The 12,928-nt window shown below is 42.7% G+C and carries 13 protein-coding genes; 8 read left to right on the top strand and 5 right to left on the bottom strand.

Annotated elements, in window-relative coordinates:
* Positions 1–3 precede the first annotated feature (3 nt).
* Both RMZ42_RS05410 and RMZ42_RS05405 read right to left on the bottom strand, forming a co-directional pair.
* Positions 4–561: a type IV pilin-like G/H family protein gene (locus RMZ42_RS05410; RefSeq protein WP_322670430.1), complete on the bottom strand. Its 558-nt coding sequence runs from the start codon at positions 559–561 to the stop codon at positions 4–6.
* 204 nt (positions 562–765) lie between these two features.
* Positions 766–1,332 carry a Uma2 family endonuclease gene (locus RMZ42_RS05405; RefSeq protein WP_322670429.1) on the bottom strand — a complete coding sequence of 189 codons (567 nt, stop codon included), beginning with the start codon at positions 1,330–1,332 and terminating at the stop codon, positions 766–768.
* Positions 1,333–1,512: 180 nt separating this feature from the next.
* Between RMZ42_RS05405 and trxB the strand changes: the two genes are divergently transcribed.
* A complete protein-coding gene (gene trxB / locus RMZ42_RS05400) occupies positions 1,513–2,883 on the top strand; it encodes a thioredoxin-disulfide reductase (RefSeq protein ID WP_322670428.1) in 1,371 nt (456 codons plus the stop codon).
* 241 nt (positions 2,884–3,124) lie between these two features.
* On the opposite strand, the gene RMZ42_RS05395 is transcribed toward trxB, so the two are convergent.
* The gene (locus tag RMZ42_RS05395) at positions 3,125–3,412 is read right to left on the bottom strand and encodes a hypothetical protein (protein WP_322670427.1); all 288 of its coding nucleotides are present in this window, start codon (positions 3,410–3,412) and stop codon (positions 3,125–3,127) included.
* Between the two features lie 330 nt (positions 3,413–3,742).
* Here RMZ42_RS05395 and RMZ42_RS05390 point away from each other — a divergent pair, with 330 nt between their 5' ends.
* The 4 genes from RMZ42_RS05390 to RMZ42_RS05375 all read left to right on the top strand — a co-directional run bounded on the left by RMZ42_RS05390 (position 3,743) and on the right by RMZ42_RS05375 (position 7,679).
* Positions 3,743–4,639, top strand: coding sequence for an ABC transporter permease (locus tag RMZ42_RS05390; RefSeq protein ID WP_292726601.1), 897 nt, complete (start codon positions 3,743–3,745; stop codon positions 4,637–4,639).
* A gap of 95 nt (positions 4,640–4,734) precedes the next feature.
* Positions 4,735–4,929: a hypothetical protein gene (locus tag RMZ42_RS05385; protein WP_322670426.1), complete on the top strand. Its 195-nt coding sequence runs from the start codon at positions 4,735–4,737 to the stop codon at positions 4,927–4,929.
* Positions 4,930–5,053: 124 nt separating this feature from the next.
* Complete coding sequence (locus RMZ42_RS05380) at positions 5,054–5,956, top strand: ROK family protein (RefSeq protein ID WP_322670425.1); 903 nt, start codon at positions 5,054–5,056, stop codon at positions 5,954–5,956.
* A 247-nt stretch (positions 5,957–6,203) separates the two neighbouring features.
* Entirely contained in the window at positions 6,204–7,679 is a 1,476-nt protein-coding gene (locus RMZ42_RS05375; RefSeq protein ID WP_322670424.1) for an ABC transporter substrate-binding protein, read from the top strand.
* Between the two features lie 121 nt (positions 7,680–7,800).
* On the opposite strand, the gene RMZ42_RS05370 is transcribed toward RMZ42_RS05375, so the two are convergent.
* Together RMZ42_RS05370 and RMZ42_RS05365 are read right to left on the bottom strand one after the other, a co-directional pair.
* Positions 7,801–8,223, bottom strand: a complete 423-nt coding sequence (locus tag RMZ42_RS05370; RefSeq protein WP_322670423.1) for a hypothetical protein — start codon at positions 8,221–8,223, stop codon at positions 7,801–7,803.
* A gap of 115 nt (positions 8,224–8,338) precedes the next feature.
* Positions 8,339–9,976: a CTP synthase gene (locus RMZ42_RS05365; RefSeq protein ID WP_322670422.1), complete on the bottom strand. Its 1,638-nt coding sequence runs from the start codon at positions 9,974–9,976 to the stop codon at positions 8,339–8,341.
* 84 nt (positions 9,977–10,060) lie between these two features.
* Between RMZ42_RS05365 and RMZ42_RS05360 the strand changes: the two genes are divergently transcribed.
* The 3 genes from RMZ42_RS05360 to RMZ42_RS05350 all read left to right on the top strand — a co-directional run bounded on the left by RMZ42_RS05360 (position 10,061) and on the right by RMZ42_RS05350 (position 12,719).
* Positions 10,061–11,836 (top strand): N-acetylmuramoyl-L-alanine amidase, encoded by a 1,776-nt coding sequence (locus RMZ42_RS05360; RefSeq protein WP_322670421.1) that lies wholly within the window; start codon positions 10,061–10,063, stop codon positions 11,834–11,836.
* Positions 11,837–12,034: 198 nt separating this feature from the next.
* Positions 12,035–12,430, top strand: a complete 396-nt coding sequence (locus tag RMZ42_RS05355) for a type II toxin-antitoxin system RelE/ParE family toxin (RefSeq protein ID WP_322670420.1) — start codon at positions 12,035–12,037, stop codon at positions 12,428–12,430.
* Entirely contained in the window at positions 12,402–12,719 is a 318-nt protein-coding gene (locus tag RMZ42_RS05350; protein WP_322670419.1) for a DNA-binding transcriptional regulator, read from the top strand. The genes RMZ42_RS05355 and RMZ42_RS05350 overlap by 29 nt, the downstream gene beginning before the upstream one ends.
* Positions 12,720–12,928 lie beyond the last annotated feature (209 nt).

Genomic DNA, 12,928 nt, shown 5'->3' with positions numbered 1-12,928 from the left:
TATCTACTTAGATAAACTGGTAAAGCCAGTGGGGCAAGTCGGTGTTCCACTGGGAAAGTCGGTTGCTGCGAGTGTAACTATATCTGAACCACCATTAACTCTAGCTTTATCAGCTTCACATACAATAGCTATAGTAGTAGCTTCACTGGTAGCAGCTTGCGTTGCTACACCCACAGCACCAATATAAGTTTTAAGAGGTGCAGTCGCAAGTATTACTCCTCCTTGGTTAGTTACTTGACTAGGCCTGCCGTCAATTGTGTACTGGTAATTTGATGTTTTTGTTGCAATACCAAGACCTAATTTCCCAATTTCACCAGCCTGTGCAAATGTGTTTTGTTCTAGGTAGAAAGCCTGTTGAGCGCGGTTCATGGAACCTACGTAGGTTTTAGCTTCTGACTGCTTGGCTTTGTTAGCTTGGTTTAAGAAAGAAGGCAGAGCGATCGCAGACAAAATACCGATGATGATAATTACTACTAGTAATTCAATAAGTGTAAAACCCTCATTTTCATTCTTTTTGTTGAGGATGTGTTGGAGAAACTTAGCTTTTAATTCGGTTTTCATAAGTGTTTTCCTGGGGTAGGAAGTGCTTGGGTGTTCTAGATGTAACTTACCCAACTGCGATCGCTTTCCTATCACCTCCAGAAAAAAAGTTTGAGGAGATACAATTACACGATCCAGAATCCTTGCATCCGAAATGACACAAACATCACTAAATCTCTGCTGTTGACCAAGGGTGAGATTCTCAACTTCGATTGTGAGAGTATCTTATTCAAACTCAGGTGGCCACAGTTCTGATATTGCCAGTTCCCAACCTGGCAGCAAGTCTGGTAGTGTGAGGATGTCGCCATTGTGCATCACCACTGGATCTTGATTTATTCGATAAACCGTTACTGTCAATTTGTCAGGGTCAATCAATATACCGACTGTAGACCCAAGTTGCAAGAATAGCTGAATCTTCTCTTCAAGTGGTTTGATTCTGTCACTTTTAGATTTAATCTCAACCATCAAGTCTGGAACCAACTCTACAAAGTCGCGCTTGGTCTTCTTCAATCGTTCAGCTTTAACAAAAGACACATCAGGGGCACGCAAGTTTCTTTTTTCCGAGTCGTCCTCTTCTATATTCGGTAGAATAAATCCTGCGCTAGAACCAGTTATACGTCCTAGCTTGCGCGACATTACCCAGTTATTCAAAAAGGTAATTAGACGAGCGCCAATTTCTTCTGACTCGTAATCTGATGGCCCCATAACTATGATTTTCCCCTCTACCAGCTCCATCTGCCATTCTGGATGCTCGGTTTGTAGCTGCTCTAAGTCTGTAATAGTAAAAGACATAACACGACAGCAAATACTCTTATAGCTATCATAAATACTCCTCGCACATCAAGCGGCAACATATAAGCGCTGTCTCTGTATTCCCGATTTTTCTAACTTGCGATCGCTTCCCATCTGACGTAGCCAATCACAGTTTATTATGCTATATTAAGCGTAGTCGTTATGAGTTCGTATATTTTCATGACTAACACAACTGTAGAAAACTTGGTAATTATCGGTTCTGGGCCAGCAGGGTACACAGCCGCCATCTATGCTGGACGCGCTAACCTGAAACCCGTTGTATTTGAGGGTTTCCAAGCTGGGGGTTTACCTGGTGGGCAACTAATGACAACGACGGAAGTTGAGAATTTTCCGGGATTTCCTAAAGGAATTACTGGGCCAGAACTGATGGATCAGATGAAGGCGCAGGCAGAGCGCTGGGGGGCTGAACTATATACTGAAGATGTTATCTCAGTTGACTTGAGTCAGCGTCCATTTACAGTGCGATCGCAAGAAAGGGAAATTAAAACCAACAGCATCGTTATTGCTACGGGTGCAACAGCAAAGCGTTTGGGTTTACCCAACGAACACGAATTTTGGAGTCGGGGTATTTCCGCTTGTGCAATTTGCGATGGTGCAACACCAATTTTCCACGGCGCAGAATTGGCTGTGATTGGTGCTGGCGACTCGGCGGCAGAAGAGTCAATTTACCTCACTAAATACGGTTCTAAGGTAAATATGTTGGTACGCACCGATAAAATGCGGGCTTCTAAAGCCATGCAAGACCGCGTTTTGAACAACCCGAAAATCCAAGTGCATTGGAACACAGAAGCCGTGGATATCTTCGGTAATGGTCATATGGAAGGGGTGAAAGTCCGCAATACTAAAACTGGTGAAGAGAGCCAACTGCACGCTAAGGGTTTATTTTACGCCGTTGGTCACAGTCCCAATACCTCTCTATTTAAAGGACAATTAGAACTGGATGAAGTAGGTTACGTTGTCACTAAGCCTGGTTCTGTAGAAACCAGTGTAGAAGGCGTTTTTGCTGCTGGCGACGTACAAGATCATGAGTTTCGCCAAGCAATTACGGCTGCGGGTACTGGTTGTATGGCGGCGATGTTGGCAGAACGCTGGTTGTCATCCAGTGGCTTGATTCAAGAATTCCATCAACAGCCAGAAACAAAAGATAATGAATTAGAACATCAGCCAGCCGAAAAGACTGAAGCTGAGGAAGAAGCTGGATTTAATTTGGATGGGACACGCCATGAAGGAGGCTATGCTTTACGGAAATTGTTCCATGAAAGCGATCGCTTACTCCTGGTTAAATACGTTTCTCCTGGTTGTGGCCCTTGTCATACCCTGAAGCCAATTTTAAATAAAGTGGTGGATGAATTTGATAGCAAGATTCACTTTGTGGAAATTGACATCGACAAAGACCGAGATATTGCTGAAAATGCTGGTGTGACAGGAACGCCAACGGTTCAATTGTTCAAAAATAAGGAACTGGTGAAGGAAGTCAAAGGCGTGAAGCAAAAGAGCGAATATCGCCAGTTGATTGAAAGTAATCTTTGAGATAGTACGTATTGGACAGTTCCCAATATCCAACACCTGCCATAGCCCAATACGTTTGGATTATAGGTTATTGGTGTAGATAATTGGTATTTTAAGACGCGATAAATCGCGTCTCTACATCAGGGTTTTGTTGCTCATTCTGAACTGTATTGCGTCATAGCTGACAACTTTACTGCTCATTTTTTGCATCTTGATACAGGTGCAAAGAATGAGTCTATCTCCTAAATTGAGCTAATTAATATTAATTATCTTGATGAGGATCGCTTGTACTTTGATCGGTTTCTAGGAGCCGTGAAATAAGCATCTCTGGTTTTCTACTAATAATAGACCTAACTTTATCAATAGCAATTACTTCACTGATTTTCACAACCATTTCCCAGAAAGTATCCTCCTCTGTATCTTTGTTGTAAGTTCTATGTTTAAAGGACAATAAATCATCCCAAACTCCGATAATTGTGGCGAAATACCACTTATCTCTCACTAGTATCCAGATTTCTTGTTCTAAGTAAGTCTGTAGAAGAGGTTTCACAATGACTAAGATAATAAAAAATATTGTGCTACATATTAATTAAGTATTAACAGCCAAGACCACAGTTAAAATACTGAAAGTGTGTCAAAAAAATTAAAGGCTGCATCATCAAGAGGACTGATTCGTTGATAAAGATTATCGCGAATATTGTAGGACTCTGAATCGTAGTTAAAAGCTTTGGCAAAAATCAGGCATAATTTCACCTCTAACTCAGTCTATATCTGTATCCACGTGAAGTAGTCGGACTTTTATTTAAAGATGTTTACGCAATCCCCTATCTAAATATGTAAAATGGTCAGCGTATCAAGCTTTGCTCCAGGCGATCGCTTTATGGCCATTACAAAACGGCGACTACCGACATTTTTACAGTTTGGCAAAAGTCTCAATCTTTCCCAAAAACTCATGCTCATCGGGTTAGCCATTACCCTATTTTTCATCTTCCTGGCATTTTTCGCTCCCGTATTGCAGGCTTGGGGATGGCTGCAAAACCCCAAAGATTTTCTCTCTAATCCAATTCACGAGCCACCCTCAGCTAAACATTGGTTTGGTACTAGCCGTCTGGGCTATGATGTGTTCTCCCGGACATTGTTCGGCGCTCAAGCTGCTTTGCAGGTGGTGATTTTGGCAACGGCGCTGAGTATGATTATCGGTGTGCCTTTGGGGATGCTGAGTGGTTATCTCGGCGGTAAATTGGATAAAGTGCTGCTATTTATTATGGATAGTATCTACACCTTACCGGGACTACTGCTGTCTGTGACACTGGCCTTTGTGGTGGGGCGTGGGATATTGAATGCAGCGATCGCTATTAGCATTGCTTACATCCCCCAATATTACCGCGTTGTTCGTAACCACACCGTTAGCGTGAAAACCGAAGTGTTCATCGAAGCTGCTCAAGCAATGGGCGCTTCCACTTGGGTTGTGCTTTCTCGTTATTTGTTTTTCAACGTCATTCAAAGCGTACCCGTCCTATTCACGCTCAACGCCGCTGATGCGATTTTGGTGTTGGGCGGTTTGGGCTTTTTGGGGTTAGGACTTCCCGAAGAAGTGGCAGAATGGGGACACGATTTAAAACAAGCCCTAGAAGCTCTACCTACTGGTATTTGGTGGACTACACTTTTCCCTGGTTTAACGATGACATTTATGGTGGTAGGGTTATCACTACTTGGTGAGGGGTTAAATGAATTTGTCAATCCCCGATTACGGAGAGAAAATAGAATCCGACAATAGTCATTGGTCAGTAGAGACGCGATTAATCGCGTCTGTACAATGGTCATTAATTTTAGACAAATGACAAATGACAAATAAACAATACAGAGATTTGTATGAAAGATAATCTAACGTTAATTGCTGCCGCTACTGGCGGCTTTATCCTTTCCGTTGCTCTTGCTGGTATCTTAAGAGGTGCGCCAATTACAGCTTGGCAAGAGCAATCTAGTGTTCGTACTATGACTGTTGCTAATTTACGAGTCGCACCCAATAGGACAGAAAATTTAGAATATTTTCGTGCCAAATCCTAAAACCCTGACGAATTGTTGATTTTGAACTCGATGATAGGGAATAGGGAATGGGTGATAACTGTTCACCAATTACCAATGCCTAATGCCTCATACCCAATTACAAATGACAAATGACAAATGACAAATGACAAATGACAAAATTCAAGTAGTTGGCATTGATGTTGGGGGAACAGCAATTAAGCTGGGGCGTTTTGCAGATGATGGTACTTGTCTGCAATCTTTGACTGTGGTATCTCCTCAACCAACAACGCCGGAAGCGGTGTTGGCGGTTCTGGTAGATGCGATCGCTCAAATCGATCCAGGTAATCAAGCTGTTGCGATTGGTGTTGGTACTCCTGGCCCATCCGATGCCGCCGGACGCATTGCCAAAATCGCTATTAACTTACCTGGATGGATCGATGTGCCTTTAGCAGACTGGTTAGAAGCTAAAACTGGCAAACCAACTGCGATCGCTAATGATGCTAATTGCGCTCTTTTGGGAGAAGCTTGGCTGGGAGCCGGTCGCCACTTTCAAAATCTGATTCTGCTAACTTTAGGTACTGGGGTTGGTGGCGCAATTATCCTTGATGGCAAACTATTTATTGGACATCAAGGAGCCGCCGGGGAATTGGGTTTAATTTCATTAAATCCTGATGGGCCAATTTGTAATAGTGGCAATCGAGGCTCTTTGGAACAATATGCCTGTGCTACTGCAATTCGCCGCCGCACTCTCAAGGAACCCATCGAATTGGGTTTTCTTGCCCAACAAGGAGATGCCGCAGCATTGACTTTTTGGCAAGAATATGGTGCTAATTTGGGAATTGGTTTGACGAGTTTGATTTATGTACTCACACCACAAGCGATCGTGATTGGTGGCGGTATCAGTGGTAGCTTTGAGTTTTTCTTACCAAGTGTGAAGGCAGAAATTGAGAAGCGAGTGCAGCCTTTATCGCGAGAGGGTTTACAGATATTGCCAGCGGAGTTAGGCAATTTTGCTGGGATAGTAGGTGCAGCAAAGTTGGCATGGCAAAACTATTCAAGATTTTAAATTATGGTTCAAACAACCCCAGCTAGAGACATCTGTCTTTACAAATTAGAAGAAAAATTAAGCTCTAACTACGAGGTAATTTAATTAATTTTACATTACGTAACATAGTTTAATTTATTCTTGCCCACTTACTTAGCAATTCTAACTGATGTTGAAAAGTGAGTGAAAAGCAACTATTTAAGCTTGAATAAGCGCTATGTAATGTCAGAAGATGCAGTAAAGATGTTTTTCTGACAAAAATCATAAAATGAGTATGTTATTCAGAACCAAAGCCAGTCCAATGACTAAAGGCTTGAAGTATCAGCAAAGAGTCAAGCAAACTTTTACCGTAATGCTAATAAGAGCTAGCCATCGCTACGTACTCGCGGCATTAATATTCAGCTTGATAATTCTTGCCTGCATTAACATCTTAAAATCTAGCCAATCTTCAGTCACCGAATCTCCTATTAACAGTAAAGTCCTGAAGATTTGGTCAGATAAAGGTTATACCTTGGAAGAGGATGAAGCGCTTCAGAAGATAATTAGTAACTGGGAACAACAAAGCGGCAACAAAATTAAACTTACTTTCTATACTAACGATGAGTTGCCACAAAAGACTCAAAGGGCACTTCAGGCAGGTAATTCACCCGATCTCGTCATAAATAGCAGTGCTGAGAGGGAGCTGTATCCACGTCTTGCCTGGGAAGGTAAATTGGCAGATGTCTCTGATGTAATTGAGCCAGTCAAAAGTATTTATTCTGAAGGTGTGTTGGAAGCAGTTCGTTTATATAACAACGTTGATAAAAAACCGAGTTACTATGCAGTCCCAATTAATCAATTAACAATTCACATCTTTTACTGGCGAGACTTACTAGAGAAAGTAGGTCGAACTCAAAGCGATATCCCTAAAGACTGGGATGCTTTCTGGGAGTTTTGGAAACAAGTGCAGGATGATTTGCGCGCACAGCAAAAACAGAATATTTACGGGTTAGGCTTTCCTTTCTCCACTGGTTCTACGGATACCTACTACTTATTTGAGCAGATTTTAGAGGCATACAATGTCCAAATTTTAGACTCCAAGGGTCAACTTCTGCTCAACGATCCCAAGGTGTATCAAGGTATTGTTAAAAGCTTAGAGTGGTATGCGAAATTTTTCCAGCAAGGCTACGTACCACCAGACGCAGTAAACTGGTTAAATCCAGACAATAATCGCAGCTTACTCAATCGTGGCGTGGTTATGACGCCTAACAGTTCGCTCTCGATTTCTGCTGCTGTCCGCCAAGATTCTGACACCTATCGTCACAAGCTTGGTATCCTAGAATTTCCGAACAAACCTAATGGTAAACCGATGCGCTTCTTAGTCTCGATTAATGAAATAGTTTTGTTTGCCGAGTCTAAAAACCAAAAGGTAGCCAAAGACTTTCTCGCATATTTAATTAAACCTGAGATTATAGGAAACTATCTCAAAGCTACCGGAGGTCGGTATCTACCAGTAATGAAGCCTGTTTGGAAAGATCCTTTTTGGACAAATCCAGCAGATCCTCATCTTTCCACTGCAACTCAAACATTAACTAAAGATACTCGTCCATTTTATATTGTCCAAAACCCTGCTTACAGCCTAGTTTTAGAAGAGAATGTTTGGGGTAAAGCTCTCAATGGAATAGTTGTCAATAGAATATCTCCAGAAGAAGCAGCAGACACGGCAATTGAGCGGATAAAACAAATTTTTGATGAATGGCAGTAAGTGATAAGTAGAATCGCGTAAATATTTGTAGTTGGGATGAGGCAGGAGGCAGAAGTTTTAAAATATTTGAATGCGTGAATTTTGAATTGTTAATTTTACCTTGTTCTGCTATACAGAAATTTCAAGACAAAGAATATCCTGTTGCTTTTTGAACGTATTTCACAACTTTTTCATAAGATTCAGGATTACTCACAGGGTTGATGATAATAGGAATAGTGCCATCTGGCAACCAAAAAGTTATCCTGCCGTTCGGTTCGTGACAAAAGGAACTGATGCAGTTGAGATTAATGACATATTCATTTTTTTCGTAAATTATTTTCACCCAGTGGGCACGCTCTAATTCTAATCCTGTCACACATTCTAAATAATCGAGAATTTTTTGATAATCTTCCAGGTTATTTTGTGGGTTAATTATTATGGGAATGGCACTATCGGGTAGCCAAAAAGTAACTCTGCCATTCAGTTCATAACAAAAAGCATGGACACGTTCAAAATTTACTACATATTCTTTCCTCTCGTAAAGGATTTTCACCCAGTACGCCACAACATCTCCTCAAGTCCGAAATTTACGAATGATGCACCCTGGATATCCAAATCTACTGAAGTCTTAAGTTAATGTTGCAATTAATTTTGAATTTTGAATTTTGAATTTTGAATTGTTATGACACCTCCAATGGTGTTGGTGTGCTAGATGTCGAAAGGGAAAGAGCGATCGCTGTTTGAATGAATCCTTTAAATAAAGGATGAGGTGTACTGGGGCGTGATTGAAATTCTGGATGAAATTGGCAAGCAAGAAAGAATGGGTGCTTGGTTAATTCCACAATTTCAACTAAACGTCCATCAGGAGAAGTACCACTAATTACATAGCCAGACTTTAACAACAAATCGCGGTAAGCATTGTTGAACTCATAGCGATGTCGATGTCGTTCATAAATTACATCTTCTTGATAGAGCTTAAAAGCTAAAGTATCAGGGAGAACACGACAAGGATATAATCCTAAGCGCATTGTACCCCCTAAATCCACAACTTCCTGCTGTTCTGGCAATAAATTAATTACCGGATTAGTTGTGTAAGGGTCAAATTCAGCACTATTAGCACCTGTTAATCCCCCTACGTTTCTGGCCCATTCAATCACAGAACATTGCATACCCAGGCATAAACCCAAGAAGGGAATTTGGCGATCGCGGGCGTATTTAATGGCGGCAATTTTGCCATCGACTCCTCGAACCCCGAAACCTCCTGGTACAACTATGCCATCGACACCTTTAAGATAATTTTCGGCTGGTTCAGTTTCCAATTCTTCTGAATTCACCCAACGCAGACGCAGTTTGCCATAAGTGGAGATTGCAGCATGGTTCAGCGCTTCCACTACAGATAGGTAGGCATCACTTAACTGCACATATTTACCAACAATGGCAATTTCTACCTCGTGTTTAGGACTATGCAAGCGTTGTACCAGGGTTTGCCACTGCGTCAAATCTGGTTTACGTTGTTCCATTTGCAGCAAGTTCAGCACTTGTTCTGCCATTCCTTCCCGTTCTAGATTTAGCGGTACTTCATAGATACTTTTGGCATCTTGAGAAGTGATAACGCATTCTTCCGGCACATCGCAAAATCCCGACAATTTCTGCTTTAATCCCTTGGGTAAAGGGCGATCGCTCCGACAAACTAAAATATCTGGTTGAATGCCAATGGATCTGAGTTCTTTAACTGAATGCTGTGTCGGCTTAGTTTTCATTTCACCCGCAGAGGCAATCCACGGCACCAAAGTTACGTGCATATACAGCACATTCTGCCGCCCCACCTCTTTACGGAACTGGCGAATTGCTTCCAAAAACGGCAGCGATTCAATATCTCCCACCGTCCCGCCGATTTCTGTAATTACTACAGAAGGATTTGTACTTTTAGCAACTCGCAGAATCCGGTCTTTAATTTCATTGGTAATATGAGGAATTACCTGTACAGTACCGCCATTGTAATCTCCGCGCCGTTCTTTATTGATGACTGCCTGGTAAATCGAGCCAGTAGTAACGCAGTTCAAACGCGACATCGAGGTATCGGTAAAGCGTTCGTAATGCCCCAAGTCTAAATCTGTCTCCGCACCATCTTGGGTAACGAATACTTCCCCATGCTGAAAGGGACTCATCGTGCCAGGATCGATATTGATATAAGGGTCGAGTTTGAGAATCGACACCGAATATTCGCGCGACTTGAGCAAACGCCCTAGACTTGCTGCTACAATGCCCTTACCAATACTGGAAACTACGCCTCCAGTAACAAAGATAAACTTAGTCATAGTAGTTTGAATTTCTAACAACTTCTAAAAATACATCCCGTCATTGTGCCACAGTTGTTGTGGTGTCATCTTCTGTGATTTGCTGTGAAAAACCTCTTAGGATTAGTAATATTAGGCTGTATTCTCACCTCCTCGGTAGCATTGGCAGAGCCATCTCTTATAGTCGTTTTTCCCCAGACAAACTACCAGACAAGTGCCCAAAAAATCTTTTTTCTGGGCACTGCACCACCAGATGGTCAGGTTTTGATCAATAGTAAGCCAATTACCCGCAGCAAAGCTGGTCATTTTTCCCCTAGTTTCCCCTTGCAGTTGGGGGAGAATCTTTTTACTGTGCGTTACCACAATCAAGAACTTAAAATTAAGGTGATCGGGCTTAACGCTAGCCCTGAACTACCACAGGGGGTAGCTTTTGCGAAAGATTCCCTGACTCCCGCAGTTGACATTGCCAGATTACCGGGAGAAGTAATTTGTTTTGGCGCGTTAGCGAAGCTCCCCGAAGGGATCGCACCCCCTAACGCTAATGTCTCTGTAACCCTGGCTAATCAAACTATTGCCCTTTTACCCCAACCTCAACAAGCACAACTACCAAGTAATTTGGCAGCTTTGACAGGTCAAAATCAGCCTCATGCCCAGTCTAGCCTAGGCAACTATCAAGGTTGCACTACGGTGGCAACAGCCGCCGATCTGGGAAAACCTCAATTTCAACTGACACTTGACGGCAAGACGATAACTCAACCAGGATCTGGTAAGATTGAAATCCTCTCAAGAGCGCAATTGCCAGTTTTTGAGGTTACAGTAGAGTCAGGCGTTGCTCGTACTGGCCCTAGCACCGATTATTCCCGACTCACACCACTGCCCAAAGGCACACGCGCAACAGTTACAGGTAGGGAAGGTGAATGGTTGCGCCTAGATTACGGCGCTTGGATTAATAGTAAAGAAACCCGCATTCTACCTGGTGCAGTTCCGCCACAAACAATAATTCGCAGTGTCGGATACCGTCAACTCCCTAGTGCGACAGAAATAGTTTTCCCTTTACAAGTTCCCGTACCTGTGAGCGTGCAACAAAGTAAGGGTGCTTTCGCTCTCACTCTCTACAATACCACTGCCCAAACGGACATAATTCGCCTGGATGATGACCCCCTAATTTATCGCCTAGACTGGCAACAGGAAGCCCCAGGACAAGTAAAATACACCTTTAACCTCAAAAAAGCTCAACAGTGGGGATATAAGCTGAGATACGACGGTACAACCCTGGTTTTGGCTTTGCGTCATCCGCCTAAAATCGGGAACACAAGACGCAAGCTTTTAGCTAATTTCAAGATTGTACTAGATCCAGGGCATGGCGGTAAAGAATCTGGTGCCAGTGGCCCAACTGGATATTTAGAAAAAGATGTGAATTTGGTGGTATCTAAGTTGCTGCGCGATGAGTTGGTGAAGGAAGGAGCAACGGTAGTAATGACACGGGAGGACGACAAGGAAGTTTCGCTAGTAGAACGTCAGGCAATTATCAGTCAAGAAGAACCTGCGATCGCTATTTCTATACACCACAACTCCCTACCCGATGATGGTGATGCTGAAAAAACCAAGGGATTCGCTGCTTTTTGGTATCAACCCCAAGCCCATAACTTGGCAATGTTTTTACAGACCTATGTTGTTAAAAAACTCGGCAAACCTTCTTATGGTGTATTTTGGGATAATTTGGCGCTGACACGTCCGACAGCTGCACCATCAGTGTTGTTGGAATTGGGTTTTATGAGTAATCCCGATGAATTTGAGCAGGTAGTGAACCCAGAAGAACAGAAGAAAATGGCAAAAGCGATCGCTCAGGGAATTACTGAGTGGGTTAGGAGTGTGAGATAAATTTTGAGGTACAACAGTAGTTCCTCATTGTATTTAGTGGAGTGCGATCGCCTCCGGCGGGGCGTAGCCCATCGCTCTTTTTTAACTAGTTCCTGCTCAATGTTGCGATCGGTCTTTGTTCAAGCTTTTTGAGTTTTATAGTGTATTGCCAAGCATAGCACTTGGTGCTATATAATAAGCGAAGATAATGACCATAGCATGATAATTTACAAAACCCGATGGTTTGACCGTTGGGCACGCAAAGAGGGTTTAAACGACCTCAGCCTCTGCGCGGCTGTAAACGAAATGACAGCAGGACTTTACGAAGCCGATCTAGGAGGCGGGCTGTTCAAAAAGCGGATTGCCCACTCTGGACAAGGTAAGCGTGGTGACTTTCGTACATTGGTCGCAACCAACAAGGGAGATTGCTGGTTTTTTGTTTTCGGCTTCTCGAAAAACGAGCGCAGTAACATTAACAAAAAAGAAGAAAAAGCATTAAAAAAGCTGGCATCAGTGCTGTTATCTTACACGCTAGAGGATCTAGAAAAGGCCAAGCTGGAAGATGAATTGATGGAGGTAATTTGCAATGGCGAAGAAGAAATCAGCGATTCTTGAAGCAGTTCACGAAACGGCTACAGGGCTGCACAAGGCTGGACTGATGGATCAAACTACATTGCGTGAATTCGACAGTCTGTGCTTGTCTGTGATTGAACCGCTAGAACCTGAACAAATTAAGCAAATACGCGAATCATCTCATGTAAGTCAGGCAGTATTTGCTGCGATTTTAAATACAAGTCTATCAACGGTTCAAAAGTGGGAAATCGGTCAGAAGCGTCCCAGTGGCACTGCTCTTAAGCTGTTGCACCTAGTTAAGAAACGGGGATTGAATACCCTGATTGATTAAGGGGTCAACCCTGCATACTTGCTGGATGCGATCGCCTCCGGCGGGGCGTAGCCCATCACTATTTTTTAGCTAGTTGCTGTTCAATGTTGCGATCAGTCTTTGTTTAAGCTTTTTGACTATGACTATAGCATGATTGTTAAGAGTTGCTTAGATTTTGGGAATCCTATAGATAGGTCGTCTCATACAACATCGCCAGTTAGTCATGTGGA

The sequence above is a fragment of the Nostoc sp. DedQUE05 genome, assembly GCF_034530955.1.
In the GTDB taxonomy this organism is placed as follows: domain Bacteria; phylum Cyanobacteriota; class Cyanobacteriia; order Cyanobacteriales; family Nostocaceae; genus Nostoc.
The sequence above is the reverse complement of the archived record's forward strand: the minus strand, read 5'-3'. Positions and strand labels throughout refer to the sequence as shown.

What these genes read in the sequence shown, in the direction of transcription:
- RMZ42_RS05380 (WP_322670425.1), top strand. Translation starts at nt 5,054, where the DNA reads ATGACAAATGACAAAATTCAAGTAGTTGGCATTGATGTTGGGGGAACA.
- RMZ42_RS05375 (WP_322670424.1), top strand. Translation starts at nt 6,204, where the DNA reads ATGAGTATGTTATTCAGAACCAAAGCCAGTCCAATGACTAAAGGCTTG.
- RMZ42_RS05355 (WP_322670420.1), top strand. Translation starts at nt 12,035, where the DNA reads ATGATAATTTACAAAACCCGATGGTTTGACCGTTGGGCACGCAAAGAG.
- RMZ42_RS05390 (WP_292726601.1), top strand. Translation starts at nt 3,743, where the DNA reads ATGGCCATTACAAAACGGCGACTACCGACATTTTTACAGTTTGGCAAA.
- RMZ42_RS05410 (WP_322670430.1), bottom strand. Translation starts at nt 561, where the DNA reads ATGAAAACCGAATTAAAAGCTAAGTTTCTCCAACACATCCTCAACAAA.
- trxB (WP_322670428.1), top strand. Translation starts at nt 1,513, where the DNA reads ATGACTAACACAACTGTAGAAAACTTGGTAATTATCGGTTCTGGGCCA.
- RMZ42_RS05405 (WP_322670429.1), bottom strand. Translation starts at nt 1,332, where the DNA reads ATGTCTTTTACTATTACAGACTTAGAGCAGCTACAAACCGAGCATCCA.
- RMZ42_RS05350 (WP_322670419.1), top strand. Translation starts at nt 12,402, where the DNA reads ATGGCGAAGAAGAAATCAGCGATTCTTGAAGCAGTTCACGAAACGGCT.
- RMZ42_RS05365 (WP_322670422.1), bottom strand. Translation starts at nt 9,976, where the DNA reads ATGACTAAGTTTATCTTTGTTACTGGAGGCGTAGTTTCCAGTATTGGT.
- RMZ42_RS05385 (WP_322670426.1), top strand. Translation starts at nt 4,735, where the DNA reads ATGAAAGATAATCTAACGTTAATTGCTGCCGCTACTGGCGGCTTTATC.